Genomic DNA, 25,057 nt, shown 5'->3' with positions numbered 1-25,057 from the left:
TCGAAGACCCATGTTCGACCGCATCCGTTCGGCGGCCCTCTTCGGGATCCACCAAGCGACCGTCGCGATCGGTATCTCGCTGTTCCCGATGGCCGTCTTCGCTCGCAAGCGCCTCGGCATCAACGTCCCCATCGGCCGGCTCGTCGAGACGACCGGTGAGGTGTACGAGCGCGTCGAGGAGTAGGCGACCGTTTTCGACCCGGACCGTTCGTCCACACCGCCGAGCGACAGCGATATCGACGGCGAGACGATCGACCGACGCGACGGCGACGCGCGGGCCGCGACTGTCCGGGACGAATAGGCCCGTCGGAACCGGCGGGCGGTCCGCGAAGGGTTGCCTTTATCAGCGCGCCGAGCCAACGGAGTCGTAATGCGAACACCGACTGGCGACCTCTCCGAGGGACCGGCTGACGAGTTGGGCCGCGACCAGCCCGTCTTCGGTCCCGAGCTCGGCGAGTTCGAACACAGCGAGCGCCGCGCGGCGCAGGCCGACGGCGAGGGCGAGATGAAGACCGGGACGACGACCGTCGGCATCCGCACCGCGGACGGCGTCGTGATGGCCACCGACATGCGCGCCTCCCTCGGCGGCATGGTCTCCTCGAAGGACGTCCAGAAGGTCGAGGAGATCCACCCCCGCGGCGCCCTGACCATCGCCGGCTCCGTCTCCGCCGCGCAGAACCTCATCTCCACGCTCAAGGCCGAGACGAGCCTCTACGAGACCCGCCGCGGTCAGGACATGTCCATGGAGGCGCTGTCGACGCTCACCGGGAACCTGCTCCGGACGGGCGCGTTCTTCATCGTCCAGCCGATCCTCGGCGGCGTCGACGACGACGGCGCACACATCTACTCCATCGACGCCCTCGGCGGCACCACCGAGGAGGAGTACACCGTCACGGGCTCCGGCTCCCAGTACGCCCTCGGTGTGCTTGAACAGGAGTACCACGACGAGGTCACCGTCGACGAGGCGAAGACCATCGCCGCCAAGGCGATCCAGTCCGCCGTCGAGCGCGACCTCGCGTCCGGCAACGGGATCAACGTCGCCGTCGTCACCGAGGACGGCGTCGACATCACCCGCCACAAGGACTTCGACGACCTGTTGTAAACGGCTCCGTCGGAGGCGCCTTCGGCGACTCGCTTTTTATTCCGTTCTCGACCCGCTCCCCCGAGCCGCCGGCTCGTCGCGTTCTCTCGCGTTGTCGGTACTCGAACATCGCGTTCTCTCGCGTCGCCGAGAGTTAGACTCCGCGTTCGTCCGCGTCGTCGGGCGGCGACCGGATCCCGTCGCCCCAGTAGAACCGCGGGCCGAGGAGGAGGTAGCCGCACGCCAAGAAGAGGAGCGCGAACGCGAATCCCTCGCCGATCCACGCCGGGAGGGCGGCGGTGGCCATGTGCCCGGCCGGCGTGAGGATGACGGCGGCCTGCACGACGCCCATCACGAGCGCGTCCTGCGCGTGGAGATCCGGGTACGTGATCGTCGTCCCCATGAGCACCGCGAACGCGGCGGTCGCCGCCGCGAGGAGGGCGGGGTCGGTGTAGCCGGCGATCACCGCGGCCGCGAGGATCGTCGCCGCCAGCGTGGTCGGCACGCCGACGGTCTCGCGGGCGCCGCTGTCGTACGCCGTGTAGAGGCCGAGCCGGGCGACCGCCGTCGCAACGAACAGGGCGCCGGCGCCGACCCCGCCAGCGACGAGGAGGGGATCGGTCGCGAACGACGCCGCGTCGAGGACGACGACCGCGACGAGCGTCGCGGGCGCGACGCCGAAGGAGGCCACGTCGGCCAGCGAGTCGAGGTAGGGCCCGGCCTCCGTCGAGCCGCGATGCCGGGCGACCACGCCGTCGAGCCCGTCGGCGACGGCGGCGAGCAGCACCAGTCGGGCGGCGAGCTCGAGGTCGACGGCCGCGGCGACGACGGCGAGGAAGCCGACGCCCGCGTTCGTCACCGTCACGGCGTCTGCGAGCCCGAGCTGTCCGACGAACCGGAAACGCATACCGGATCGGTCGACGAGGCGGGTTTTAGGGTTTGTTATCCGACGAGCGATCGGACCGCGGCGAGGCGGGGTCGCGGCCTCAGGGGACGTACCAGATCCCCCGCCCGAAGTCGAGCCACTCGCCGACGACGACGTGCGGGAGCGCGATGACGCAGACGAAGATAGTGTAGAACGCGACCGCCCCCGGCAGCAGCGAGGCGCCCGCGAGCGGGTTCGGGGCGACCATCCACAGCGAGGTCGCGACGAGCGCGGTCACCAACGCGCCGACGACGAGCACGCCCCACGCCATCACGACGGAGACGCCCTCGGTCCGGCTCGGTCGCGCCTCCTCGACGACCATGCTCCGCGCGGACTGCCGCAGCGAGTACCACAGCGGGAAGTACAGCCCGATGGCAACCACGACGGGCACGAAGACGAAGTAGGCGACCAGCAGGAGCGTCTCGGCGGCGTCGAGCAGCCACGACCGCGTGACGCCGCCGCCCGTCGCGAGCCCCCCGCCGAGGTGGAGGAGGACGCCGAGGCCGTATATCGCGCCGAGCGCCGTCGTGACCGCCTCCGGCGAGCTCGCCGCCGGGCCGACGAGCTGCCCGTCGAACACGTTCAGCATGTAGCCGGTGAACCCGTAGAACGTCTCCGTCCACGCGACCGCCGGGACGATCATCACGGCGCCGCCGCGGACGAGCGAGGCGAGCGCGCGCTGCGGCCGGGAGACGAGGTGGTCGGTGCCGACGAGCGCGTCCATCACGTGGAGGTCGCCGTGACCCCCCTTCGCGACCGCCGTGCCAAACGCAAGTGCGAGCGCCGGCAGCGGGGCGACGACGAACAGCCCCACGAAGCCGACGACGAACGCGAGGTAGAGCCCGACGTAGCGCGCGCCGAAGGGGAGCCCGCGCCGCCTGAGATTCGAGAAGTGCTCGTAGCCGCCGTGCGGGAGGTTCAGCGCGACCATCCCGACGAGGTACGCGAGCATCTGCGTCCGCAGGGACAGCTCCGCTCCGGTTGCGTACAGCCCGGCGAACGCGACGGTGAGAAGCAGCAGCGCCGCGCGCGAGGCGTTCACGGCGATTCGCTCGGGTCGTTCGAGACGACGACCACCGGCGTGGCTCACGGATCCCGTCGACATGGGTGACCGTACGGGCGCCTGGTCGTTGTGTGCTCACCCATACTATGTCGATTTTCACGGATCCTCCCACGGGGGTTCGTCGGTATCAACGCTTAATCCGTCGGACGACCAAGGGAGTGCCATGCCGGGTTCCCGGGCCCTGTTGGTCCATCCGGAGGAGGGGAGCGATCGCATCACGTCGGCGCTCGGCGCCGCCGGGTTCGACGTGACGACGGTCAACAGCGCCACGTCCGCCGTCGCGAAGGTGACCACTGGCGAGTACGACTGCATCGTGAGCGAGTACTCTCTGCCGGGGGACGACGGCCTCGCGCTGGCGGAGGCGATCGAGGAGTCCGACGCACAGGTTCCGGTCGTGATGTTCTCCGCGGTCGAGGACGAGGACGTTCTGGAGGCCGCCTTCGAGAGCGGCGTCGACGAGTTCCTCCACAAGAACGGCTCCGCGTCGATCGACCGGCTGGTGACAGACGTCTCGACGGTCTGTTCCGCGGAGGGCGCGCCGGGTGCAAAGCAGGACATCTCTGGGCACGAGCCCACGGCCGAGGAGGTCAGTCGCGCCGTGAGCGAGGCGCCCGTCGGCGTCAGTCTCAGCGATCCGGAGCTGCCCGATCTGCCCCTCGTGTACGTCAACGACGCGTGGGAAGAGCACACCGGGTACCCGGTCGAGGAGGCCCTCGGCCGAAATCCCCGTTTCCTGCAGGGGCCCGGGACGGATCCCGAGACGGTCGAACGGCTCTCGACGGCGATCTCGGAGGAGGAGCAGATCACCGTCGAGATCCGGAACTACCGACGGGACGGGACGCCCTTCTGGAACGAGCTGACGGTCGCCCCGGTGTACGACACCGACGGCGACGTGGCCCACTACGTCGGGTTCCAGAACGACGTCACCGACCGCAAGCGCGCGGAGCAGCTCGCCGAGGAGCGCGCGGAGAAACTCGCGACGGAGCGACGGGCACTTGACCGGGTCCTCGGTCGGGTGAACGGACTGCTCAGCGAGATCAGCCGGATCCTCGTCGAGAGCCGGGACCGGGAGACCATCGCCGAGCGCGTCTGCGAGGAGATCGCCGACGAGCCGGGGTACAAGGGCGGCTGGATCGCCGAGGTCTCGTCGGCGACGGGGCGGCTGGACGTGACCGCGGCGAGCGGGGTCTCGGTCGAGGCAGACGCGTCGTTCTCCCTCGACGAGACGCCGCGCGAGATCGGTCAGGCGATCGAGACCGAGGAGATCCAGGGGTGCTCAGCCGGGAGCGCCCCCGGCGGACCGCTCTCTCCGAGCGCGGTCGGCGCCCCGCGGTTCCTCGTCGTTCCGATCACCTACGGCCACCGGCGGTACGGCCTGCTGGGCATCTACAGCAGCGAGGGGAACGCCCTCGACCGCCGCGAGCGGAAGGTCTGCGAGTCGGTGGGGAAGATGATCGCCAACGGGATGCACTCGGTGGAGACGACGCGCATCCTCACGACCGACCGCGTCGTGGAACTGCAGGTCGCGATCCGGGACCGCTCGTTCTCGCTCTCGCGGGTCGCCGACGCGCTCGACGGCCCGATCGAGCACCTCGGGACCACGCGCCTCGACGACGACGCCTGCGAGCTGTATCTCAGGGTGACGGACCCGACCGAGGACGTGAGCGCCGTCGAGGCGCTGCCGTTCGTCGAGTCGGTCCGGCTGGTCTCCGAGACGGACGACGACGTCACCATCGCCGTGACCGCCACCGAGTCGCCGCCGCTGACGCGGCTCGCGGAGTACGGCGGCGTCGTCGTCGAGGCCACGGCGGACGCGTCGAGCGCGAGCCTGACCATCGAGGCGCCGCCCGAGCAGGACGTGCGCGGGATGCTCGACGTGTTCCGCGCGGAGTACGACGGCGTCGAGCTCCGCTCCCGCGTCGAGCGCGAGAGCCGGGATCGGAGCCTGACGGAGTTCGCGGCGGCCGTGGACGACCGGCTCACCGACCGCCAGCGGTCGGCCCTGAAGACGGCCGAGCTGAACGGCTACTTCGAGTGGCCCCGCCCGGTCGACGGCTCGGAGATCGCCGAGCGGATGGGGATCACCCGACAGACGTTCCACCAGCACCTCCGGGCGGCCGAGCGCAAGCTCGTGGAGGCGTACGTCGACCCGCGGTCGCGAAACTGAGTCGTCGTCCCGCCTAATGTTTACCGCACGCGACTCCGCCCAGATCGACGCGGACGTGGAATCGGTCTTCGCCTTCCTCGACGACCCGCGCAACCACGCCGCCGTCACGCCCCGCCTCGAGGACGTGAGAGACGTCGAGCGGCTCCCGAACGGCGGGAAGCGGCTGGCGTACACCTACCGGATAGCGGGCCTCGGCGTCGACGGGGAGATCGTCCAGACCGTCCACGAGCCGACCGAGCGGATGACCTTCGAGCTCCGCGGCCGGTTGACCGGGACGATCGACCTGACGTTCGAGCCCGTGGACGGGGGGACGAGACTGACGTACGCGGCGGAGTACGACCTCCCGGAGAATGCCCTCACCGCTCTCGGCGAGCCGGTCATCCGCCGCTTCAACGAGCGACAGGTCCGGGCGACGCTCGACGCCGTCGCGGAGCGGTTCGAGGGCGCCGCCGGGTGACGGACGACGTCGCCGCCGGGTGACGGACGACATCGCCGCCGGGTGACGGACGACATCGCCGCCGGGTGACGGACGACGTCGCCGCCCGCGGCCGCTCGCCGTCGCCCGCCGAAATCGGTGGAACGAACGCTCGCTCGGGCGAAGTATTAAGAACGGGATGGCCTAACCTCGGGGCATGGATCCGATTTCCCTCCAGTTCGGTCTCGGCTTCGGCCTGGTGAGCGTCGGGCTGCTCTTCCTGTTGCTCGTGGTCGTCACGCTCTGGCAGTCGTTCGAGATCGTCGACGCCTACGAGAAGAAGACGCTCACGGTGTTCGGCGAGTACCGAAAGCTGCTGGAACCGGGTATCAACCTCATTCCGCCGTTCGTTTCCCGGACGTACGCGTTCGACATGCGGACGCAGACGCTCGACGTCCCCCGTCAGGAGGCGATCACGCGGGACAACTCGCCGGTGACGGCGGACGCGGTCGTCTACATCAAGGTGATGGACGCCAAGAAGGCGTTCCTCGAGGTGGACGACTACAAGAAGGCCGTCTCGAACCTCGCGCAGACCACCCTTCGCGCCGTCCTCGGCGACATGGAGCTCGACGACACGCTCAACAAGCGCCAGGAGATCAACGCGAAGATCCGGAAGGAGCTGGACGAGCCGACGGACGAGTGGGGGATCCGCGTCGAGAGCGTCGAGGTCCGCGAGGTCAACCCCTCGAAGGACGTCCAGCAGGCGATGGAGCAACAGACCTCCGCCGAGCGTCGCCGCCGCGCGATGATCCTCGAGGCGCAGGGGGAACGCCGCTCCGCGGTCGAGCAGGCGGAGGGGGACAAGCAGTCGAACATCATCCGCGCGCAGGGGGAGAAACAGAGCCAGATCCTCGAGGCGCAGGGGGACGCGATCTCGACGGTGCTGCGCGCGCGCTCCGCCGAGTCGATGGGCGAGCGCGCCATCATCGAGCGCGGGATGGAGACGCTCGAAGAGATCGGCAAAGGCGAGTCCACCACGTTCGTCCTCCCGCAGGAGCTCACCAGCCTCGTCGGCCGCTACGGCAAGGCCCTCTCCGGCTCCGACGTCCAGCAGATGGAGGGGTTGGAGGGACAGGAGTTCGACGACGACACCCGCAAGATGCTCGGTCTCGACGACATCGACGAGATCCTCGGCCAGATCGAGGAGTCCGCTGAGATGGACGTCGAGGAGTTGGAGAAGGAGGCCGAGGCGGTCAAGGCCGGCGGCGCCGGCGCGGACATCAAGTCCGCGGACGAGGTCATCCAGGAGATGGACGAGGAGCCGGTCGACGAAGAAGTCGAGCGAGAGACCTGATCGGCCGCGACGCCGATACCGCCGCCGCTCGCGATACGTATCTTCCCGTATCGCCGCCCGAACGACCGGATATTCCGACGCTGCCCCGAGCGAAGTGTTTTTGTCGCGGCACCGACTATTCCTTCGCGTGACTGAGGGGTTCGACGGACGAAAGCGGGAGACGCTCCGGCGGTTCGCCGCCATCGGAGCGGCCGCGCCGTTCGTCGGGACCGCGAGCGCGGACGAGGGAAGCGGCGGGGAAGACGCCAACGAGACCCGCGAGGCGATCCGCGGGTACGTGCCGACGACCCCCGGCGCCCACTTCTCGAAGCTCCGCGACGACCTCCGGCTCGGGACTGGCGAGGCGCAGTACCACCTCCGGAAGTTAGCGGAGGCCGGCGAGATCGAGTCGACGAAGGACGCCGACTACCGCCGGTACTTCCCGGCTGACCGGTTCGACGACCTCGACAAGCGCGCGCTCGGCTACCTCCGCCGCGACACCCCCCGCGGCATGGTCCTCGCGCTGCTTCGCGACCCGGACGCGACGGGCGCGGAGCTCGCGGCCGCGCTGGACGTCTCGCGGCCGACGATCAGCGCCGCGGCCGCCGCGCTCGACGACGCCGGACTGCTCGACCGGACCGACGGCTACGCGCTGACCGAGCCGGAGCGGCTGCTCACGCTCGTGGTCCGGTACGCCGACTCGTTCGACGCCGACGCCGTCGCCTTCGCGGACGACGCGGCCGACCTCGTCGCGTACGACCCGTAGTCGGCGACGCCGCCCCTACGCGTCGTCTCGACTCACTCCGTGACCATCCACGTCGTTCCGGAGGAGTACCCCCACTTTTCGACGTCGATGTCGACGGCCGCGTCGGCGACGGCGCCCATGTTCGCGCCGACCTCCTTCGCGGAGAGTCCGAGGTCGTCGGCGATCAGTCGCGATTTGAAGTACGTCCGGTCGCCGGCGTTCTCGCGCAGGTACCCCAGGATCCGCGCCTGTTTCCCGGAGAGGCCGGCGGGCTCGGCAGCGACCGCGTCGGGTTGGACTGTGCTCATACCCGATACAGGCGGTGTCCGTGCATAAGCGGGTTGGTAGACCAGATTAACACGCCGCAGTCGGGCGGTTTTCGCCGACGAGCGCCCCGCCGAATACCGGCCCAGTCCCCGCTTTCGGTACGATGACCGAACCGCGAGGCGCCCCGAGCCCGCCCGACGCCCTCCGGCTCAGTACAGCCCGGAGACGAACGGCCCGAGCGCCCCGGCGACCGCCGTCGACAGCGCGTCGGCGCGGTCGACGCGACCGGCCGTGAGCGCCCCCGCGGCGCCCCCGCGTCTCGCGACTCCCGTCGTGTCGAGGAGGTCGTCCATCACGGGGCCGAGCTCCGCGCCGTCCTCGATCCGCGCGGCGACGTCTGCGGGGAGTTCGAGGCTCGGCCCGCTCCCGCGTCCCGTGCGCGACCCGTCCGAGACCGCCGCCCACATGACGAGGAAGAGCCCGTCGGCGCCCTCGAACCGCGCCACGCCCCCCTCGATCCCGACCGCGAGGTCGTAGTCGCCGGCGTCGAGGACCGCCTCGGCGCGGTTCTCCGCGCCGGCGACCGTCTCGGCGTGGCCCGTCGGCTGCTCGCTCACGCCCGACGGGACGGGGACCGACTCGACTGCGACGGTCGCGGGGTCGCCGTCGATTTCGTCGGCGAGGTCGATCCCCCGCGACGACTCGAGGACCCGTTCGACCGCGCGCCGCTTCACCGGATTGCCGCTGCCGACGCCGACTCGCATACCGGGGGTTGGGAGATGGGGGCACGAATAGGCGTCGGGTCGTCTCCGCGCGGTTACGGGGGCGTCTCAGCGCGGCTACGGGGCCGTCTCCGGGAACGCCTCGTGGTGAAACAGCCCGGCCAGCCGCTCGACGCCGTCGATCAGCGCGGGGCTGGGCTGATTTAACAGGGAGTCGTCGATCACGTGCACGGGCGCGTCGACGGCCCAGTCGCGCTCCGCGACGGTCGCGGGGTCGATCCGGTCGCCGTGGCCGCAGACGTGGACGACGAGGTGGTCGGGGTCGGCCGCCTCGACGCTCGCGGGGTCGACCTCGCGGGAGCGCTCGCCCGGGTCGACGAAGGGGTAGCGGCCGCCGGCGGCGCGCACGGCGTCGGGCACCCAGTTCCCGGCGGCCATCGGCGGGTCCGACCACTCCTCGCAGTAGACCGTCGGGCGCGAGCGGTTCGCGACCGCCTCGGCGACTCGATCGAGTCGCGCTCGGGACTCCTCGGCGAGCCGCTCGCCCGCCTCGGGGCGACCCACGTCGGCGCCGCGGGCGGCGAACGCCTCGACCGCCTCGTCGAGCGTCGCCGGTTCGCGGTGACGGACGTCGAACCCGCGCTCGCTGCACTCGTCGGCGAGGTCGGCCTGCAACCCGTCACTCGTGAGGACGACATCGGGGTCGAGGTCGGCGACGCGGTCGAGGTCGGGGTTCAGCCAGCCGCCGACGGCGAGCGGGGACTCCCTCCCGTGCGCCGACCCCGCCGCGGCGGACGGGTCGCAGAGGTGGGTGACGCCGACGAGGGTCTCGGCGGCGCCGAGGGCGGTCACGGTCGCGGTCGCGCTCGGAGCCAGCGAGACGACGCGGGGAGCGGTCATCGCCCTCCATTCGGGACGCCGGCGGCCCAAGCGTTTCGGTCGGCGCGGCGATGCCGACGACCCGTCGCTCGGCGATCGTGTCACTGCCCGAAACCGCGTGATAGATCGTGTCCTTTCGTCGGGTTTCGGGCGACACGTTCCGGTCGTTTTAAGTTCGGTTCCGCCGTCTATCGGACAAGATCGCTCTCGGCCCGTGTTCAGTTACCGAGAGGGGGTTTAGCCATGAGTGAACGATTACACACGCGGGGGAGTCGCTCCCGAACCGAGACGGACGAGGAGGAATCGGAACAGACCGACGAGACGCTCAGCTGTCCCGAATGCGACGGGAACGTCATCAACGACGAGGAGCACGGCGAGAGCGTCTGCGCCGACTGCGGGCTCGTCGTCGAGGCGGACTCGGTCGACCGCGGGCCGGAGTGGCGCGCGTTCGACTCCCGCGAGAAGGACGAGAAGAGCCGCGTCGGCGCCCCGACGACCAACACGATGCACGACAAGGGGCTCTCGACGAACATCGACTGGCGCGACAAGGACGCGTACGGCCGGTCGCTCGGCGCCCGCCAGCGCCAGAAGATGCAGCGGCTCCGCAAGTGGAACGAGCGGTTCCGCACCCGCGACTCCAAGGAGCGCAACCTGAAGCAGGCGCTCGGCGAGATCGACCGCATGGCCAGCGCGCAGGGGCTCCCGGACAACGTCCGCGAGACCGCCTCGGTCATCTACCGCCGCGCGCTCGACGAGGACCTGCTCCCCGGTCGCTCCATCGAGGGCGTCTCCACCTCCTGCGTGTACGCCGCCGCCCGGATGGCCGGCGTCCCGCGCAGCCTCGACGAGATCGCCGACGTCTCCCGCGTCGAGAAGGCCGAGATCGCCCGGACGTACCGCTACGTCGTCCGCGAGCTCAAGCTCGAAGTGAAGCCGGCCGACCCCGAGCAGTACGTCCCCCGCTTCGCCTCCGACCTGGAGCTCTCCGAGGAGTCCGAGATGCGCGCGAAGAGCCTCCTGCGCAACGCCAAGGAGAAGGGCGTCCACTCGGGCAAGTCGCCGGTCGGTCTCGCGGCCGCCGCCGTCTACGCCGCCGCCCTCCTCACCAACGAGAAGACGACGCAGGCCGCCGTCTCGGAGGTCGCCGACATCTCCGAGGTCACCATCCGGAACCGGTACCACGAGCTGTTGGAGGCCGAAGACGGCCTCGTCGCGTAAGGCCCCGCGTTCTCCGTTCGTCCGGCGACCCCGTTTCCGCCCCGGACGCACACAGTTAACTCCCCGCCCCCGGAAGCCTCGCGTATGTTCGAGGAGTTCGTCCTGACCGCGAGCACGGCCGACCTCTCGGAGGAGCCGCGCGCCCGCGAGCACGCCGACGCCGTGGAGTTCCGGATGGACCTCGCGGACGCCCCGCTCGTCCAGCTCGACGCGTACGACGGCGAGCTCCCGCTGCTCGTCACGAACCGCGCGTCGTGGGAGGGCGGCGAGGCCGCGGACCTGGGGCGGTACGACGCGCTCTCGACCGCGCTCGGAGACGACGCGGTCGCCGCGGTCGACGTCGAGCTCGCGGCCCTCCGCGGTAACGCGCCCGAAGGCGAGCGGTCGCACGCGACCGCGCTCCGCGACACGGCCCGCGAGGAGGACGTCAGCGTCGTCGTCTCGGTCCACGACTTCGAGTCCACGCCCGAGCCCGCGGCGCTCGTCGACCTCCTCGCCGACGCGGCGAGCGAGGGCGACGTGGGGAAGCTGGCGACGACCGCGACCGCGCCGACGGACGCGCTCGCGATGATCGAGGCGACCCACGAGGCGACCGAGGCCGGCCACCGCGTCGCGACGATGTGCATGGGCGAGCCCGGCCGCCACACCCGCGCCGTCACGCCGCTCTACGGCTCGAAGATCGGCTACGCGCCCGTCGACCCCGCGAACGCGACCGCGCCCGGCCAGTACCCGCTCGCGACGCTCCGTCGGCTCGTCGACGGACTGCGGGAAGGAGAAACGGACGGGTAACTCATTTATAAGTAAACGGTGCGGTGGCGCGTGCCTCCGAGCGGCCGGTAGGCCGCGAGGAGCACGCGCGAGGGAGACGGCGGGCCGGCGCGGCGTCGCCCGCGCCGGGCCGTCCGTCGAGGCTGGGGAGGTGTGAGGTGCGGTGCTGTGCGGGGTGGGACTCAAAGGGGCAGCTGCGAGGGCGAAGCACGACGACGTAAGCACCGCAGAGAGCGAGTGAAACGAGCGAGCGAGGAGCGCAGCGAGTCGCGCGAGCCCTCGCGGCTGGGGCTTTGGAGGTGTCCACCGCGTCATCGATGATTCATAAATGATGAGGCGCCCCCGCGCCAGTAGCAGCCGACGCAACACCGTACTGGATTTATAAATGGGCGCCTCGCTCACCGTCCGACTTTCTGCAGACCAAGTCCGAGAGCCAAACCGCTTTAGGAGCGCCCCCGTAAGGGGAGGTAATGGCGACGTGCGACGTGTGTGGGGAGTACGAGAACCTCCCGTACCAGTGTGACCGGTGCGGCCAGACGTTCTGCGCCGAGCACCGACTGCCGGAGAACCACGACTGCCCCGGGCTCGCCGAGTGGAACGACCCGGGCGGCGTGTTCGACAGCGGGTTCGACGAGAGCGTCGAATCCGGCGGGGCGAGCGCCTCCGGCGACGCGTCCGCGGGTATCACGGACCGCGTCAAGCGACGCATCGACCGAGAGACGAGCACGGGCGGGATCGTGAGCTACGTCCGCGGCAACGCGACGTACGCTCTGCTGGCGGCCATGTGGATCACCTTCCTCGCGCAGTGGGTCGTGACGCTCACGCTCGGCGAGGCCGCCCACAGCCAGATCTTCGTCCTCCGGTCGGACGCGATCGGCAACGTCTGGACGTGGTTCACCTCCGTCCTCTCCCACTCCCGGATACAGCTGTTCCACATCATCGGAAACAGCATCGTCATCCTGTTCTTCGGCCCGCTCGTCGAGCGCGCGGTCGGTTCCCGCCGCTTCGTCGGGTTCTTCTTCGGCGCCGGGATCCTCGCCGGCCTCGGCCACGTCCTGTTCGCGATCGCGACGAACGCCCCGACGACGGGCGTGCTCGGGGCCAGCGGCGCCGGCTTCGCGATCCTCGGCGTGCTCACCGTGTGGCGCCCGAACATGCAGGTCCTCCTCTTCTTCGTGATTCCGATGAAGATCAAATACCTGACGTGGGGGATCGCGATCGTCTCGGCGGTGCTCGTGATCCAGTCCGGCACGGGCGGCGTCGGCGGCATCGCGCATCTCGCGCACCTGATCGGCTTCGCGATCGGGCTCGCGTTCGGGAAGCGCAACGAGAGCCTCGCGCGGTCCGCGGGCGGTCCCGGCGGGATGAATATGGGCGGCGTGCGCGGACCGGGCGGTCCCGGCGGGCCTGGCGGGCCGGGCGGTCCCGGCGGTCGTTTTTAAATGACGCCGCCGGACTCGTCGCCGACTCCGTCGCGCTCGACGCCGAACGACCCGGACGCCGTCGCGCGCCCCGAGTTCCTCCCGGACCCCGCGCTCTCGCGGACGGAGATGGAGTCGCTCCAGCGCGAGCTGGCCGCGACGGCGACGTTCGCGGACGACCACGCCGTCGACCCGGCCGCGGTCGCGGTCGACGAGCCCGCCGATCTCACGGACGGTCTCCCGCCCGTCCGTCCGGAAGCGGGCGCGAGTGACGCCGGATCGCAGTCGCGGATCGACCCCGGCCTGTCCGCCGGCACCGACCCGGACGCCCCCGTGGTCGTCGGCATCGATCAGGCGTTCCTGACGCCGGACGACGGCGCGGACGAGGCGGTCTCCGCCGCGGTCGCGATCCGCGACGGCGACGTGATCGAGTACGCCAGCGCGACCACGCCGCTCTCGATCCCGTACGTTCCGGGCCTCCTCGCGTTCCGCGAGGGGGAGCCGATGCTGGCGGCGCTCGACGCGCTGGAGGCCGACCCCGACCTGTTGGTCTGTGACGGCTCCGGCCGGATCCACTTCCGGGAGGCCGGCATCGCGACGCACGTCGGCGTCCTGCTGGACGTCCCGAGCGTCGGCGTCGCGAAGAGCCTGCTGTGCGGCGAGCCCGACGAGCCGACCGACGAGCGGCCGGCGGGGTGGCGGACGCCGATCCGCGCGGACGAGTCGGTGGAGACGGCGGACCCGGACGCGGGAACCGTGATCGGCCACGCCGTCCAGTCGCGCCAGTACCCGAACAGCCGTCGGGTGAACCCCCTGTACGTGAGCCCCGGGCACCGGGTCTCGGCCGAGACGGCCGCCGACCTGGTCGAGGCGCTGTGTGCGGGGTACAAGCTGCCCGAGCCGACCCGGATCGCGGACGCGTACGCGGACGTCGGCGAAGCGCGAGCGCGACTGAGCCCTCGTCGGTGAGGCGGACTGTCCCCTCGTCGGTGAGGCGGATTGTCTCCTCGTCGGTGAGGCGGACTGTCTCCTCGTCGGCTGTGACTCCGGTCGTCGCGGCCCGTCGGTTTATATATCGTGGCCCGCGAACGCGAACGTATGGGAGACGAAGACACGGACGGACCGATGTCTGCCGAGGAGTTCCGCTCGCTGCGCGACGGCCTGGTGCGCCAGAGCTCCGGCGGGGGGACGACCGTTTATAAGAACGCCGCGGGCGTCGGCTGCCCGAACCCCGACTGTGACCGCGGCGTGTTCCAGACGCTGTTCGTCAGCGACCACGGCTGGCAGCAGATCGGCGCCACCCGCGACGGGATCGACCTCTGTCTCTGTAACACCGAGACGAAGCGGCTCGTCTTCATCCACGACGAATAGCGTGGTGACGGCGCAGTGACCGACGAGTTCGATCCGGTCGCGGCGCTACACGAGCACCTCGCAGCCACCGAGGAGCGCCCCGTGGAGCGCGAGGCCGGCTGGCGAATCGGCGAGGCGCAGGCGCTGGCCGCGGAGATCGCCGCCGGGGCCGACGAGGAAACCGTCGTCCGACGAGCGGGCGAGATCCGAACGCTGCTCGCGGCGGTCGACGAGACCGGCGACGCCGAGGCCGACGACCACGTCGCCGCCGCGCGAGAACTCGCGGACCGGATCGCGAACCGGCCGGACGATGAGTGACTGACGACCGACGGTTCAGTCGTCCGCCGTCGACTCGCCGCCGGCGTCCGCCGCGCACCGGTTCGGACCCAGCTCTAACTCGATGGCCGCGGTCTCGTCCGGGGGCGATTCGACGCCGCGGTTCGCGGCGATAACCGACTCGTAGTTCGGCGGCTTCTCCGGCAGCGTCGCCGTAATGCGCTCCACGAACGCCTCGCGGTCGAGGCCGAGCACGTCGAGCCCCCGGCGCGCCGCGCCCACCGTCGTCGTCACCGGCTCGCCGGGCACGACGTCGCCGGTCGTGCCGTCGTTCGCGACCGCGAAGTGACCGGGACAGACGACGACCGCGTCGGGCTCGGCGAGCAGCGTCCCGTGCAGGGAGTCGTAGAGGCGTTCGGCGCCGGTCGCCGCGCCGGCGGTTTCGCTTCCGCCCTTCTCTCCGCCTCCCGCTGCGTCGTCGCCGTCCTCCTCCTCGCCGCCCGCCGCGAACTGCAGCTCCGTTCGACCGACGCTGTCAGTGAACAGCGTGTCGCCGGTGAGCAGCGCCGACCGGCCAACGAGGTAGCTCGCGCCGTCGTCGGTGTGGCCGGGGGTCGCGAGCGCCTTCACGTCCACGCCGCCGACGTCGAGCGTCTCGTTGCGCGCGAGCGGCTCGAAGTCGTACGCCACGTCGCGCTCGGCGGCCGCCGCCGGGAGGTGGTACGGCACCCCGAGCTCGTCGGCGAGGTCCCGGCCGCCGGAGAGGTGGTCGGCGTGGACGTGCGTGTCGAGGACCGCCGCGATCGTCGCGTCGCGCTCGGCGGCCGCCTCCCGCCACTCGTCGCCGTGCCGGGAGACGTCGACGGCGATGGCGACGCGGTCGGAGCCATCGGAGCCTACCTCCGCATCAGTCGACCGTCCCCCCACCACGAGGTAGCCGAGACACCCCTTCGCGCGCCGCTGGATCTGGACGATATCGAGCGGGTCGTCGCCCGCGTCGGGGAGCGGGACTTCGGTCCGGTCGTACACGCCCGACCAGCCGCGCATCCCGTCCGCGACGACCGTGACGTCGTCGTAGCCAGCCGCTTCCAGCTTTTCGGCGAAGTCGAGCGAGGCCTTCCCCTTCGCGCAGGCCGTGACGATCGCGTCGTCGGGCCCGAGCCCGGTCTCGGCCTCGAAGTCGTCGACGTCGAACTCGTGGAACGGCTTGTAGAAGTAGTGGATCGAGTCGGCGATCCGCCAGCTCTCGTAGCTCTCGCGGGGCCGCGTGTCGACGAGGGCGAACGAGCGCTCGCCGCGTCGACGCTCGTCGATCCTGTCGCGGAACGCGTCCGCGTCGATGACGGTCGACATGGTCGATCGTCGGTGCCGAACGGCAAAACGCTGTCCCGTGGGATCCGGACCGGCTCCGCGGCGATCGGCTCCCGCGATGGACAGGCTTTACCCGAGCGCCCGGTCAGGTGGGCGCATGGTCGAGGCGTTCGCGGTCGCCAGCGGAAAGGGCGGCACGGGCAAGACGACGAGCACGCTCGCGCTCGGATTGGCGTTGGCCGACGAGCACGACGTCACCGTCGTCGATGCCGACACCGGGATGGCGAACCTCCTCTTTCACGCCGGGCTCGACGACGCGGCGGTCACCCTCCACGACCTGCTCGTCGAGGGGACCGCGACCGACGTCGCCGAGGCGACGTACGACCGGTTCGGGCTCTCCGTGGTCCCCTGCGGCACGTCGCTCGCGGGCTTCGAGGCCGCGGAGCCGAGTCGCCTCCGCGACGTGGTCGCCGAGCTCGCGAGCGACACCGACGTGCTCCTGCTCGACTCGCCGGCCGCGCTCGGCTCGAAGTCGGCGGTGCTCCCGGTCGTCCTCGCGGACCGGGTCGTCGTCGTCGTCGAGCCGACGATCCCGGCGCTCTCGGACGGCCTGAAGGTTCAGGAGTACGCCCGCTCGTACGGCACGGAGACCGCCGGCGTCCTGTTCAACAAGGTCCGGGACGACGCCGCCGACGTGGCCGAGCAGGCAGAGCGTCACTTCGGCGGGCCGGTGCTCGCGCGGGTTCCCGACAGCGACGTGGTCCGCGAGGCGCGCCGCGCCGGGAAGCCGCTCCTCGCGCACGCGCCGGAGAGCGACGCCGCCGCTCGCTACCGGCGGGCGGCGGCCCGGCTCGACGTGCGCGACGGCGATGGCGACGCGGTCGCGGACCGCTTTCGGAGCGCGGTCGTGCCCGACACGCCATGACCGGCCCAGCCGGCGGGACGAGCGGGGCAGGCGAGGCGCCCGAGCTCCGGATCCCCCGCGGCACCCTCCTCCGGTCGCGGGTCGTCTCCGACGTGGCCACGACGCTCTCGCGGGCGCTGGACCGCGGGCTGACCGGGTACGCGACGCTCGTCCCGCAGGAGACGCTCCTCCTGGAGGGGGACGCGCGCGGCGTCCTCACGTTCGCCGACGGGGTCCCGGTACTCGCGTACAACACGGTGACCGACAGCGGTGGCCCCGACGCGCTGGCGGAGCTCGCGGTGCCCGGCCCGTACCGCGTCGAGCTGTACGCGGTCGACGGCGACGGCCTCGAGGCGGCCCACGAGACGGACGCGCTCCGCGTCGCGCCGGGCGCGGCGGCGACGGAGCTCGCGGACGACCCGACGCTCGCCGACCGCACCCGCGAGGCGGCGCCCGACGAGCGATTGGCCGACCTGGAGGCGGACGACGCCGACGCCGTCGCGGCGTTCCTCGCGGACGACGACCGGATCGAGGCGATCCGCGAGCAGGCCCGCGCGGAGGCGGCCGAGCGCGCCGACGAGTGGGGGCTCGACGGGGCGCTCGCGGACGACCCCGCCGACGGCGACGCCGACCCTGCGGACGACCCCGCTCGCGGCACCGACGCCGACCTCGCGGCCGAAACCGACCGGGAACTCGACCGCTGAACCAGGCGGGCCGAATCGCTGAACGGAGCGGTTTTGCCGCTCGCGGGCGTACCGCGAGCATCACGGTCCTTCAACTCCTCCGGCTGACGGCGCCCGCCGACTTCGCCGACTGGTACGCGGCGAGCCGCGCGTACACCCGTCACGTCGCCGAGGGCATGGGCTTCGACGGCGTCGACGCGCTCGACGGCGTGCGGGTCGCCGACCGGCTCCGGACCGACCACGCGACCCTGTCGCCGGCCGAGGCGCGGTCGGTGACGGCGACGCTCCTCGCCGACGGCGCCTTCTCCGAACCGTACTGCGAGTGGCTTCCGACGTGGTACGAGCTCGCGCTGCTCCCGCCCGTGCGGTACGGCGACTGGCGGCTCCGACGCGTCGCCGCGGTGATCGCGGGGACGGCCGGCGTGACGGCGACGGCGCCCCGGTTCTCTCGACCACAGGACGTGACGATCGACGGGCGGCCGGCGCTCGCCGGCGTCTCGGGGTTCCGCGACCGCTTCCTGCTGGCCGACGCGCTGCTCCACTTGGAGTGGTTCGCCCACGCCGCCGCGGCCGACGGGATCGACGTCCCGGCCGCTCTCGTCGAGCAAACGCGCGAGGAGTCGCTGTCGTACTACGGCGGCGACCGTGAGTCGCTCTCGCCGCGCGTCCGGCGGCTCCAGCGCCTCCTGTTCGCGGACGACGCGTGGGTCCGCCGGGTGAACGACGGCTACGGCCTGAACAGCCGGCTGTTCGGCGTCTGGGAGCGGCTCCTCCGCGCGGAGCGCGAGCGGCTCGCCGCCGAGTGACCGCTCGCGGTGAACGGTGTTACAGCTGCTGTAACACGTTACCGGATCGGTTTCGTCTATCAGAAAGTAAGTATACACTGAATAGGTGCGTACGTCGGTGTACGAACCGACGGACGGTTCGTCGTTCCGGCTGCTTCGGCCCTCTCTACGTTTGACCGTTTCGACGCGCTTTGCGTTCGATCGTTCTGACGCTCCTTCCGTTCAGTTGTTTCGGCATCCTCGCCGCGTTCGGTTGCTTCGACGCTTCTCCCGCGTTTGGTCGCCCCGAGGAGGGCGAGGTCCGAATCCGACGGTCCCCGGTCGACCCGTAACTCGCGACTGAGTAATCTTTTATTCAGCGTTGCATAGGCCGGAAGCTTCATAGGTCGGCTCGCGGATCCTCCGGGTACACGAATGGCAGTACTTTGGCTGGAGGACGTCGACGCCGACGACGTCGGGACCGTCGGCGGGAAGGCCGCTTCGCTTGGTGAACTCATCGGCGCCGGACTCCCGGTACCGCCGGGATTCGCCGTCACCGCCGGCACGTACCGGACCTTCATCGAGGAGGCGGGAATCGACGAGGAGCTGTTCTCGGCCGTCGACGTCGACCCCGAGGACTCCGCCGCGCTCCGCGCCGCCGAGGAGCGCGCGGAAGAGCTCATCCTCGAGACCCCGTTCCCCGACGAGGTCCGCGAGGAGATCGTAGAGCGGTACCGTAAGATGGGAGACGAGGACGACGAGGCGTTCGTCGCCGTGCGCTCCTCCGCGACGGCCGAGGACCTCCCCGACTCCTCGTTCGCCGGCCAGCAGGAGACGTTCCTCAACGTCCGCGAGGACGACCTCCTCCGCCGGGTGAAGGAGTGCTGGGCCTCGCTTTTCACCCAGCGGGCGATCTACTACCGCCAGCAGCGGGGATTCCCGCACGCCGACGTCGACATCGCGGTCGTCGTCCAGCGGATGGTCGACGCCGAGAAGTCCGGGGTGATGTTCACCAGCCACCCCTCGACCGGCGATCCGCAGATCACCATCGAGGCTGCGTGGGGGCTCGGTGAGGCGGTCGTCTCCGGCACGGTCTCACCCGACAACTACGTGTACGACCGCGGCGCCGGCGCCGTCGAGGACGTCACCGTCGCGGACAAGAAGGTGGAGATGGTGAAGGACCCGGACACCGGCGAGACCGTCCAGCTCGACGTCGACGAGGAGCGCCGCACCGCCCGGGTGCTCTCCGACGCGGAGATCGATGACCTGGTCGCGCTCGGCGAGCGCGTTGAGGACCACTACGGGAACCCCCAAGACGTCGAGTGGGCGATCCACGAGGGCGAGATCTACATGCTCCAGTCACGCCCGATCACGACGATTCAGGAGGACGCGGGCGAGGAAGGCGATGCCGACGCGGGCGGAACCGGCGGCGAGACCCCGCGGAAGTCAGCCGTCGGGGACGCGGCGTCGGGCCAGCCCGGCGCGGCCGGCGGCGGATCCACCGGAGACGACGAGGACGTCCTCGCCGACGGGCTCGGCGCGAGTCCCGGCGTCGTCTCCGGCGCGGTCCGGATCGTCCACAAGCTCGACCACCTCGATCAGGTCCAGGAGGGCGACGTGATGGTCACGGAGATGACGATGCCCGACATGGTCCCGGCGATGAAGCGCGCCGCGGGGATCGTCACCGACGAGGGCGGGATGACGAGCCACGCCGCGATCATCTCGCGGGAGCTCGGCGTCCCGGCCGTCGTCGGGACGGGGAACGGGACGCGGCTCCTCGAGGACGGCCAGCAGGTCACGATCGACGGCGATAAGGGGACCGTCCGCGCCGGCGTCGACGACGAGGCCGAGCCCGGCGAGGAGTTCGAGCCCGTGGAGGCGGCCCGCCCGGAGACGCCGGTGAAGCCGATGACGGCGACGGAGGTGAAGGTGAACGTCTCGATCCCCGAGGCGGCCGAGCGCGCGGCCGCAACCGGCGCCGACGGGGTCGGGCTCCTCCGCATCGAGCACATGGTGCTCTCGCTCGGGAAGACGCCGGAGCGGTACATCGACGAGCACGGCGCCCGCGCGTACCAGGACGAGCTGATCGAGGGCGTCCGCCGCGTCGCCGACGAGTTCTACCCGCGGCCGGTCCGGGTCCGGACCATCGACGCGCCCACGGACGAGTTCCGCGAGCTGGAGGGCGGCGAGGGCGAGCCGAACGAGCACAACCCGATGCTCGGCTGGCGCGGGATCCGCCGCAGCCTCGACAAGCCCGACCCGTTCCGCCAGGAGCTCGCGGCGTTCGCCCGCCTCTTCGACATGGGGTACGACAACCTGGAGGTGATGTTCCCCTTAGTCAACGACGCGGCCGACCTCGAGGGCATAAAGGGCCACATGCGCGACGCCGGCATCGACCCTGAGACGCACCGGTGGGGCGTGATGATCGAGACGCCCGCCAGCGCGCTGCAGATCGAGGAGCTGGCGAACGAGGGCATCGACTTCGCCTCCTTCGGCACCAACGACCTCACGCAGTACACGCTGGCGGTCGACCGTAACAACGAGCACGTCGCCGACCGGTTCGACGAGCTCCACCCGGCCGTGCTCCAGCTGATCGGCGACACGATCGAGACGTGCCGCGAGCTCGGCGTCGACACGAGCATCTGCGGGCAGGCCGGCTCGAAGCCGGAGATGGTCGACTTCCTCGTCGAGGAGGGCGTCTCCTCCATCTCGGCGAACATCGACGCCGTCCGCGACGTGCAACACGAGGTGAAGCGCACCGAACAGCGGCTCCTCCTCGACTCGGTGCGCTGACCGCGGACGGGACGCGTTCCGGTTCGGACGCGACGCGTTTCGGCTTACTCGACCGACGGAGCGGTCGCTCTCTCTCGCCCGACACCCGAGAGCGGAACGGGTAAGACCCTCCGCGGCGACGTTCCGTCGAATGCAGCAGCCCGAGCCGCAGTCGTTCGACCGGGTGCTCTCGTCGATGTGCACCGAGCCGCATCCCGCGGCCCGGGAGGCGGCCGAGCGCTACCTCGCGACGAACCCCGGCGACCCGGCCACCTACGAGGCGGTCGCGTCGCTGGAGGAGCGCGCGGTCGAGCTGCTGGCGACGCTCGCGGACCACCCGACGCCGACCGACGCGGCGGGCTACGTCACCTCCGGCGGGACCGAGGCGAACGTGCAGGCGGTCCGGTCCGCCCGCAACCGCCACGACGGGAGCGACGTGAACGTCGTCGTCCCCGAGAGCGGCCACTTCTCGTTTCACAAGGCGGCCGAGCTGCTCGACGTCGAGCTCCGGACGGTCCCGGTCGACGAGGACTATCGGGCGCGGACGGACGCCGTCGCGGCCGCGGTCGACGACGCCACCGCGCTGGTCGTCGGCGTCGCCGGCAGCACGGAGTACGGCCGCGTGGACCCGATCCCGGCGCTGACCGAGATCGCCCACGACGCCGGCGCGCGCATGCACGTCGACGCCGCGTGGGGCGGGTTCGTGCTCCCCTTCGCCGACCGCGCGTGGTCGTTCGGCGACGCCCCGATCGACACGCTGACGATCGACCCCCACAAGTTCGGGCAGGCGCCGGTGCCGGCCGGCGGGCTCCTCGCCCGCGAGTCGGCCGCGCTCGACGCGCTCGCGGTCGACACGCCCTACCTGGAGACCCGGTCGCAGGCAACCCTGACGGGCACCCGAAGCGGTGCGGGCGTCGCCGGCGCGGTCGCCGCGATGGAGGCGCTGTGGCCCGACGGCTACCGCGGGGCGGCCGAGCGAGCGACCGGGAACGCCGCGTGGCTCGCCGACGCCCTCGCCGACCGCGGCTGCGACGTCGTCGAGCCGACGCTCCCGCTCGTCGCCGCCGCGCTCCCCGAGTCCGAGTTCGACGCGCTCCGGGAGGCAGGCTGGAAGGTGTCGCGCACGGCGGCGGGTGAGCTCCGCGTCGTCTGCATGCCGCACGTGACCCGCGACGCGCTCCGGGCGTTCGTCGGCGATCTCGACCGAATCCGGGCGTGAGAGCGGCTTCGTAGCGACGAGTCACTCCCCGCCGCCCGCGGCGTACGTCTCCAGTGCGGCGAGCCGTCCGTCGACGACGTCGAAGGCGTCAACGAACGCGAACAGCTCGTCGCCGTCGGCGTCCAGCAGCCGGCCGCGGACCGCGACGCCGGGGCCCTTCGGATACACCGCGTCGACGGCGTGGGTCGTGTCCGTCATCGGCCGCTCGTCGCGCATGAACGCCACGAAGCGGTCGCGGCCCTCGAACGTCCGGTCCGAGCGGTGCTGGACGAACTCCGGGTCCAGCAGGCCTCGGAGCCGCTCGTAGTCGCCGGCGTCGAGCGCGTCGTAGTAGTCGCGGACGAGGCGCTCGCGGTCCGCGGTCGAGGGAGCGGTCACGACGCGAGCGCCTCGAACTCCTCGGCTGAGGTGCGGGTCCCCTTCGAGATGACGGCGTCGCCGGGGCGCAGGACGGTGTCGATGTCGTGGCCGATCAGCCACCCCTCGTCGGGGCGGCGGATCGCGATCACGCTCGTCGAGACGTCGGTCGTCGGGATCCCGTTTTCGACGGTCGTGCCCGCGAGGTCGCTCCCCTCCCGGACCACGGTCCGGGTGATGATCTCGTCGGACTCTTGGACCGCCATCTCCACGACCGGGTGGACGCCGAGGTCGCGGGCGACGCCCTCGGTGATCTCCACGGCGGCGTCGGAGATCTCCTCGGTCGCGACGCCGAGGTGGATCAGCCCGCGGAGCGAGACGGGGTCGTCGGCCTCCCGCGCGGCCCGGAGGGTCCACGCCTCGAACCGCGACTGGAGCGCGTCGACCTCTATCTCCAAGTTGTGCACCTCCTCGGCGAGCTCCTCGTTGTTGAACAGGACCGAACCGTACGCGAGATCGACCGCGAGCTCGGAGAGGTTCTTCATCAGCACGACGGAGTCGACCGCGCGCTCCAAGTCGTCGATCGCGGGTTCGACCGGTTCGTCCGGCTCGAACGGCTCGCCCGCCAGCTCGGGGTACGCCTCGGCGACGCCCGTCTCCGGCCCGCGGAGGAGGGACACGTCGCCGGCCTCGATCCGCGTTTTCGGGCCGGGGTTGAGGATCCAGTCGTCGTCGCGCCGGATCGCGATCACCCGGACCCCCGTCTTCGACTCCAGGTCGATGTCCTTCAGCGTGCGACCGGCGTAGCCGGAGTCGGCCGAGACGGTGCCGCGGACGAGCGTCTCGACGCCCTCGGTCAGCGCGCCGCGCATCGCGTCGGGGAGGCCGATCTCCTCGGTGACGATCTTCGCGATGTCCCCCGCGGCGTCGGAGATTTTGTCGGCCGCGCCGACCACGCCGAGCACCGGCGCGAGCGTCTCCGCCTCGTCCGGGCTCCGGGCCGCGAGCATGAGGCTCATCCGCGCGCGCATCTGGAGGACGTCCATCCGGTGTTCGAGCTCGACGACCTCCTCGGCGATCGTCGGGCTCCCGTGGAGCACCGCCGAGTACGACAGGTCGATAAGCAGCTCCGCGGTGTCTTTCATCTCCACGAGCAGATCCTTCACGCTCGTCGGCTCGTACGTGACCGACAGCGGCGACTCACGCCGGTCGAATCGTCCCATGGGAACACCCTCTCCGGCGCCGAGTAAAAGGCTTGTTACGGGGTGTTTCCCCCGATTCCGCCCGAGACGCGCTCAGTCCGTCGTTCCGGCCGCGTCGCCGGCGACGTAGGCGGGCTCGCCGGTTCGGTCGCCGTCCCGCTCTCGGTCGTCGTCCCGCTCCCGGTCGTCGTCCCGCTCCCGGTCGACCCGTTCCGCGAGATCGACGAGCGCGAGCCACGCCAACAGCCGGGCCGCCCGGTCGCGCCACGTCGCCTCCCACTCCGGGTCGCGGGCGCGGTCGTGCCGCGGGACCGACCCGTGGGTCGCCTCGAACAGGGCGTCGGGCGTGAGCGGGTCCTCCCGCGTGGCCTCCCGGAGCGCCGCGAGCGCCTCCGGCGCGAGCAGGACGCCCTCGCGGAGCCCCTCGCGGACCAGCTCGGGCGTCGGCTCGGCGTCGGTTCTGACGAACCCGCGCGACGTCTCCCGGACGAGCCCGAGCGCGCGGAGGAACGCGAGCCAGTCGTTTGCGACCTGCCGGTCGGGGAGGTCACACCGGTCGCGGAGGCGGGCGCAGCAGTCGTCGGTGCGCCCGGGAACGAGCGGTACCGCCCGCTGGAGCTCGCGGAGGTCGTCGACGGCGGCCGGGGGGTCGGGGACGGGTTTGAGTCGCATCGAAGTCGCTCCGCGACCGGATCAGCGGTAGTCGAACGACTCGGCGAGCAGCTCCTCGTCCGTCTCGCCGACGGCGTAGACGGGGCCGTCGACGACGTCGACGGTGACCTTCGCGGGCGCGAAGACGCGCTCGTCGACCTCGTAGAAGTCCCAGCCGGCGTCCTCGAACACCTCGACGAAGGGAGTGCCGTACTCCTCGCGGGCGGTCGAGACGATCTGGTCGAAGCGGTCGTCGTCGCGCGCGACCTGCAGGTGGACCTCGCCGCCGTACGCGAGGGCGTCGTTCGTCCGCCCCATCGCGAGATCCTCGTCGCGGGTCACGGGCGCCATGGGCGCGGCGCCCGAGGCGTGGAGCACGTCGGTCGGCTCGTAGCCGAGCTCCAGCAGGCGGAAGACGGCGAGCTCCGCGGCGCGGGCCGCGGTGGCGACCGAGCCGACGGTCGAGCCGGTCGCGTACGCGGGCAGGAAGACGCCCTCGGCGTCGACCTCGGCGAGGTCGGCAACGTGCTCGGCGACCTCCTCGGTCGGGAGCGCGGTCGACTC

General features: G+C 71.3%; 27 protein-coding genes. 17 read left to right on the top strand and 10 right to left on the bottom strand.

Annotation, left to right across the window (positions count from 1 at the left end; translation table 11 throughout):
- The first annotated feature begins 10 nt into the window (after positions 1 to 10).
- Positions 11 to 184, top strand: coding sequence for a hypothetical protein (locus B4V06_RS17700; protein WP_176329333.1), 174 nt, complete (start codon positions 11 to 13; stop codon positions 182 to 184).
- A 186-nt stretch (positions 185 to 370) separates the two neighbouring features.
- Positions 371 to 1,102, top strand: coding sequence for an archaeal proteasome endopeptidase complex subunit beta (psmB, locus tag B4V06_RS17695; RefSeq protein ID WP_123114242.1), 732 nt, complete (start codon positions 371 to 373; stop codon positions 1,100 to 1,102).
- Positions 1,103 to 1,235: 133 nt separating this feature from the next.
- Here psmB and B4V06_RS17690 read toward each other — a convergent pair whose 3' ends face one another.
- Together B4V06_RS17690 and B4V06_RS17685 are read right to left on the bottom strand one after the other, a co-directional pair.
- On the bottom strand, positions 1,236 to 1,988 hold the full coding sequence (locus tag B4V06_RS17690; protein WP_123114243.1) for a protein sorting system archaetidylserine synthase: 753 nt from the start codon (positions 1,986 to 1,988) through the stop codon (positions 1,236 to 1,238).
- Positions 1,989 to 2,067: 79 nt separating this feature from the next.
- Positions 2,068 to 3,111: a Brp/Blh family beta-carotene 15,15'-dioxygenase gene (locus B4V06_RS17685; protein WP_498170852.1), complete on the bottom strand. Its 1,044-nt coding sequence runs from the start codon at positions 3,109 to 3,111 to the stop codon at positions 2,068 to 2,070.
- A gap of 121 nt (positions 3,112 to 3,232) precedes the next feature.
- On the opposite strand from B4V06_RS17685, the gene B4V06_RS17680 reads away from it, so the two are divergent.
- From B4V06_RS17680 to B4V06_RS17665, 4 genes are all read left to right on the top strand, one after another.
- Positions 3,233 to 5,236 (top strand): bacterio-opsin activator domain-containing protein, encoded by a 2,004-nt coding sequence (locus B4V06_RS17680; protein ID WP_123114245.1) that lies wholly within the window; start codon positions 3,233 to 3,235, stop codon positions 5,234 to 5,236.
- Positions 5,237 to 5,252: 16 nt separating this feature from the next.
- Positions 5,253 to 5,693, top strand: coding sequence for an SRPBCC family protein (locus B4V06_RS17675; RefSeq protein WP_498170850.1), 441 nt, complete (start codon positions 5,253 to 5,255; stop codon positions 5,691 to 5,693).
- A gap of 175 nt (positions 5,694 to 5,868) precedes the next feature.
- The gene (locus tag B4V06_RS17670) at positions 5,869 to 7,005 is read left to right on the top strand and encodes an SPFH domain-containing protein (RefSeq protein WP_498170848.1); all 1,137 of its coding nucleotides are present in this window, start codon (positions 5,869 to 5,871) and stop codon (positions 7,003 to 7,005) included.
- A gap of 127 nt (positions 7,006 to 7,132) precedes the next feature.
- Positions 7,133 to 7,750, top strand: a complete 618-nt coding sequence (locus B4V06_RS17665; RefSeq protein ID WP_498170846.1) for a winged helix-turn-helix transcriptional regulator — start codon at positions 7,133 to 7,135, stop codon at positions 7,748 to 7,750.
- Between the two features lie 32 nt (positions 7,751 to 7,782).
- Here the strand turns inward: B4V06_RS17665 and B4V06_RS17660 are convergent, their stop codons facing one another.
- The 3 genes from B4V06_RS17660 to B4V06_RS17650 all read right to left on the bottom strand — a co-directional run bounded on the left by B4V06_RS17660 (position 7,783) and on the right by B4V06_RS17650 (position 9,618).
- Positions 7,783 to 8,037, bottom strand: coding sequence for a DUF7123 family protein (locus tag B4V06_RS17660; RefSeq protein ID WP_123114249.1), 255 nt, complete (start codon positions 8,035 to 8,037; stop codon positions 7,783 to 7,785).
- Between the two features lie 168 nt (positions 8,038 to 8,205).
- Positions 8,206 to 8,760 (bottom strand): DUF84 family protein, encoded by a 555-nt coding sequence (locus B4V06_RS17655; protein WP_123114250.1) that lies wholly within the window; start codon positions 8,758 to 8,760, stop codon positions 8,206 to 8,208.
- A 75-nt stretch (positions 8,761 to 8,835) separates the two neighbouring features.
- Positions 8,836 to 9,618, bottom strand: a complete 783-nt coding sequence (locus B4V06_RS17650) for a cobalamin-binding protein (protein WP_123114251.1) — start codon at positions 9,616 to 9,618, stop codon at positions 8,836 to 8,838.
- Between the two features lie 222 nt (positions 9,619 to 9,840).
- Between B4V06_RS17650 and B4V06_RS17645 the strand changes: the two genes are divergently transcribed.
- The 6 genes from B4V06_RS17645 to B4V06_RS17620 all read left to right on the top strand — a co-directional run bounded on the left by B4V06_RS17645 (position 9,841) and on the right by B4V06_RS17620 (position 14,672).
- Complete coding sequence (locus tag B4V06_RS17645; RefSeq protein WP_123114252.1) at positions 9,841 to 10,815, top strand: transcription initiation factor IIB; 975 nt, start codon at positions 9,841 to 9,843, stop codon at positions 10,813 to 10,815.
- Positions 10,816 to 10,899: 84 nt separating this feature from the next.
- Positions 10,900 to 11,604 carry a type I 3-dehydroquinate dehydratase gene (locus B4V06_RS17640; protein WP_498170842.1) on the top strand — a complete coding sequence of 235 codons (705 nt, stop codon included), beginning with the start codon at positions 10,900 to 10,902 and terminating at the stop codon, positions 11,602 to 11,604.
- A gap of 449 nt (positions 11,605 to 12,053) precedes the next feature.
- A complete protein-coding gene (locus tag B4V06_RS17635; protein ID WP_123114254.1) occupies positions 12,054 to 13,025 on the top strand; it encodes a rhomboid family intramembrane serine protease in 972 nt (323 codons plus the stop codon).
- On the top strand, positions 13,026 to 13,973 hold the full coding sequence (locus B4V06_RS17630; RefSeq protein ID WP_498170839.1) for an endonuclease V: 948 nt from the start codon (positions 13,026 to 13,028) through the stop codon (positions 13,971 to 13,973).
- Positions 13,974 to 14,102: 129 nt separating this feature from the next.
- Positions 14,103 to 14,375 (top strand): DUF7385 family protein, encoded by a 273-nt coding sequence (locus tag B4V06_RS17625; protein WP_049906210.1) that lies wholly within the window; start codon positions 14,103 to 14,105, stop codon positions 14,373 to 14,375.
- Positions 14,376 to 14,390: 15 nt separating this feature from the next.
- Positions 14,391 to 14,672, top strand: coding sequence for a DUF8152 family protein (locus B4V06_RS17620; RefSeq protein ID WP_498170837.1), 282 nt, complete (start codon positions 14,391 to 14,393; stop codon positions 14,670 to 14,672).
- 15 nt (positions 14,673 to 14,687) lie between these two features.
- Here B4V06_RS17620 and B4V06_RS17615 read toward each other — a convergent pair whose 3' ends face one another.
- Entirely contained in the window at positions 14,688 to 15,983 is a 1,296-nt protein-coding gene (locus B4V06_RS17615) for an MBL fold metallo-hydrolase (RefSeq protein ID WP_123114257.1), read from the bottom strand.
- A gap of 115 nt (positions 15,984 to 16,098) precedes the next feature.
- On the opposite strand from B4V06_RS17615, the gene B4V06_RS17610 reads away from it, so the two are divergent.
- The 5 genes from B4V06_RS17610 (at position 16,099) to mfnA (ending at position 22,283) form a co-directional block, all read left to right on the top strand.
- Positions 16,099 to 16,866 (top strand): nucleotide-binding protein, encoded by a 768-nt coding sequence (locus B4V06_RS17610; RefSeq protein WP_123114258.1) that lies wholly within the window; start codon positions 16,099 to 16,101, stop codon positions 16,864 to 16,866.
- Complete coding sequence (locus B4V06_RS17605; RefSeq protein ID WP_123114259.1) at positions 16,863 to 17,549, top strand: DUF8054 family protein; 687 nt, start codon at positions 16,863 to 16,865, stop codon at positions 17,547 to 17,549. The genes B4V06_RS17610 and B4V06_RS17605 overlap by 4 nt, the downstream gene beginning before the upstream one ends.
- A 14-nt stretch (positions 17,550 to 17,563) precedes the next feature.
- Complete coding sequence (locus B4V06_RS17600) at positions 17,564 to 18,334, top strand: DUF8116 family protein (RefSeq protein WP_498171075.1); 771 nt, start codon at positions 17,564 to 17,566, stop codon at positions 18,332 to 18,334.
- A gap of 393 nt (positions 18,335 to 18,727) precedes the next feature.
- The gene (ppsA, locus tag B4V06_RS17595) at positions 18,728 to 21,085 is read left to right on the top strand and encodes a phosphoenolpyruvate synthase (RefSeq protein WP_498170835.1); all 2,358 of its coding nucleotides are present in this window, start codon (positions 18,728 to 18,730) and stop codon (positions 21,083 to 21,085) included.
- A 130-nt stretch (positions 21,086 to 21,215) separates the two neighbouring features.
- On the top strand, positions 21,216 to 22,283 hold the full coding sequence (mfnA, locus tag B4V06_RS17590; protein ID WP_123114262.1) for a tyrosine decarboxylase MfnA: 1,068 nt from the start codon (positions 21,216 to 21,218) through the stop codon (positions 22,281 to 22,283).
- 21 nt (positions 22,284 to 22,304) lie between these two features.
- On the opposite strand, the gene B4V06_RS17585 is transcribed toward mfnA, so the two are convergent.
- The 4 genes from B4V06_RS17585 to B4V06_RS17570 all read right to left on the bottom strand — a co-directional run.
- Positions 22,305 to 22,661, bottom strand: a complete 357-nt coding sequence (locus B4V06_RS17585) for a nuclear transport factor 2 family protein (protein WP_498170833.1) — start codon at positions 22,659 to 22,661, stop codon at positions 22,305 to 22,307.
- Complete coding sequence (locus tag B4V06_RS17580) at positions 22,658 to 23,863, bottom strand: potassium channel family protein (protein WP_123114264.1); 1,206 nt, start codon at positions 23,861 to 23,863, stop codon at positions 22,658 to 22,660. Before B4V06_RS17580 ends, B4V06_RS17585 begins: the two co-directional genes overlap by 4 nt.
- Before the next feature lie 72 nt (positions 23,864 to 23,935).
- Positions 23,936 to 24,514 carry a double winged helix-containing putative transcriptional regulator gene (locus tag B4V06_RS17575; protein ID WP_498170832.1) on the bottom strand — a complete coding sequence of 193 codons (579 nt, stop codon included), beginning with the start codon at positions 24,512 to 24,514 and terminating at the stop codon, positions 23,936 to 23,938.
- 21 nt (positions 24,515 to 24,535) lie between these two features.
- A partial coding sequence (locus B4V06_RS17570) for a methenyltetrahydromethanopterin cyclohydrolase (RefSeq protein ID WP_498170831.1) occupies positions 24,536 to 25,057 on the bottom strand: 522 nt, incomplete at its 5' end.

Source organism: Halorubrum sp. B53 (assembly GCF_059752395.1).
This window is presented reverse-complemented; position numbering and strand designations above follow the sequence as displayed.

Coding starts and splice junctions, on each gene's coding strand:
- B4V06_RS17700 (WP_176329333.1), top strand. CDS start 11: ATGTTCGACCGCATCCGTTCGGCGGCCCTCTTCGGGATCCACCAAGCG.
- psmB (WP_123114242.1), top strand. CDS start 371: ATGCGAACACCGACTGGCGACCTCTCCGAGGGACCGGCTGACGAGTTG.
- B4V06_RS17690 (WP_123114243.1), bottom strand. CDS start 1,988: ATGCGTTTCCGGTTCGTCGGACAGCTCGGGCTCGCAGACGCCGTGACG.
- B4V06_RS17685 (WP_498170852.1), bottom strand. CDS start 3,111: ATGTCGACGGGATCCGTGAGCCACGCCGGTGGTCGTCGTCTCGAACGA.
- B4V06_RS17680 (WP_123114245.1), top strand. CDS start 3,233: ATGCCGGGTTCCCGGGCCCTGTTGGTCCATCCGGAGGAGGGGAGCGAT.
- B4V06_RS17675 (WP_498170850.1), top strand. CDS start 5,253: ATGTTTACCGCACGCGACTCCGCCCAGATCGACGCGGACGTGGAATCG.
- B4V06_RS17670 (WP_498170848.1), top strand. CDS start 5,869: ATGGATCCGATTTCCCTCCAGTTCGGTCTCGGCTTCGGCCTGGTGAGC.
- B4V06_RS17660 (WP_123114249.1), bottom strand. CDS start 8,037: ATGAGCACAGTCCAACCCGACGCGGTCGCTGCCGAGCCCGCCGGCCTC.
- B4V06_RS17655 (WP_123114250.1), bottom strand. CDS start 8,760: ATGCGAGTCGGCGTCGGCAGCGGCAATCCGGTGAAGCGGCGCGCGGTC.
- B4V06_RS17650 (WP_123114251.1), bottom strand. CDS start 9,618: ATGACCGCTCCCCGCGTCGTCTCGCTGGCTCCGAGCGCGACCGCGACC.
- B4V06_RS17645 (WP_123114252.1), top strand. CDS start 9,841: ATGAGTGAACGATTACACACGCGGGGGAGTCGCTCCCGAACCGAGACG.
- B4V06_RS17640 (WP_498170842.1), top strand. CDS start 10,900: ATGTTCGAGGAGTTCGTCCTGACCGCGAGCACGGCCGACCTCTCGGAG.
- B4V06_RS17635 (WP_123114254.1), top strand. CDS start 12,054: ATGGCGACGTGCGACGTGTGTGGGGAGTACGAGAACCTCCCGTACCAG.
- B4V06_RS17630 (WP_498170839.1), top strand. CDS start 13,026: ATGACGCCGCCGGACTCGTCGCCGACTCCGTCGCGCTCGACGCCGAAC.
- B4V06_RS17625 (WP_049906210.1), top strand. CDS start 14,103: ATGGGAGACGAAGACACGGACGGACCGATGTCTGCCGAGGAGTTCCGC.
- B4V06_RS17615 (WP_123114257.1), bottom strand. CDS start 15,983: ATGTCGACCGTCATCGACGCGGACGCGTTCCGCGACAGGATCGACGAG.
- B4V06_RS17610 (WP_123114258.1), top strand. CDS start 16,099: ATGGTCGAGGCGTTCGCGGTCGCCAGCGGAAAGGGCGGCACGGGCAAG.
- B4V06_RS17605 (WP_123114259.1), top strand. CDS start 16,863: ATGACCGGCCCAGCCGGCGGGACGAGCGGGGCAGGCGAGGCGCCCGAG.
- ppsA (WP_498170835.1), top strand. CDS start 18,728: ATGGCAGTACTTTGGCTGGAGGACGTCGACGCCGACGACGTCGGGACC.
- mfnA (WP_123114262.1), top strand. CDS start 21,216: ATGCAGCAGCCCGAGCCGCAGTCGTTCGACCGGGTGCTCTCGTCGATG.
- B4V06_RS17580 (WP_123114264.1), bottom strand. CDS start 23,863: ATGGGACGATTCGACCGGCGTGAGTCGCCGCTGTCGGTCACGTACGAG.
- B4V06_RS17575 (WP_498170832.1), bottom strand. CDS start 24,514: ATGCGACTCAAACCCGTCCCCGACCCCCCGGCCGCCGTCGACGACCTC.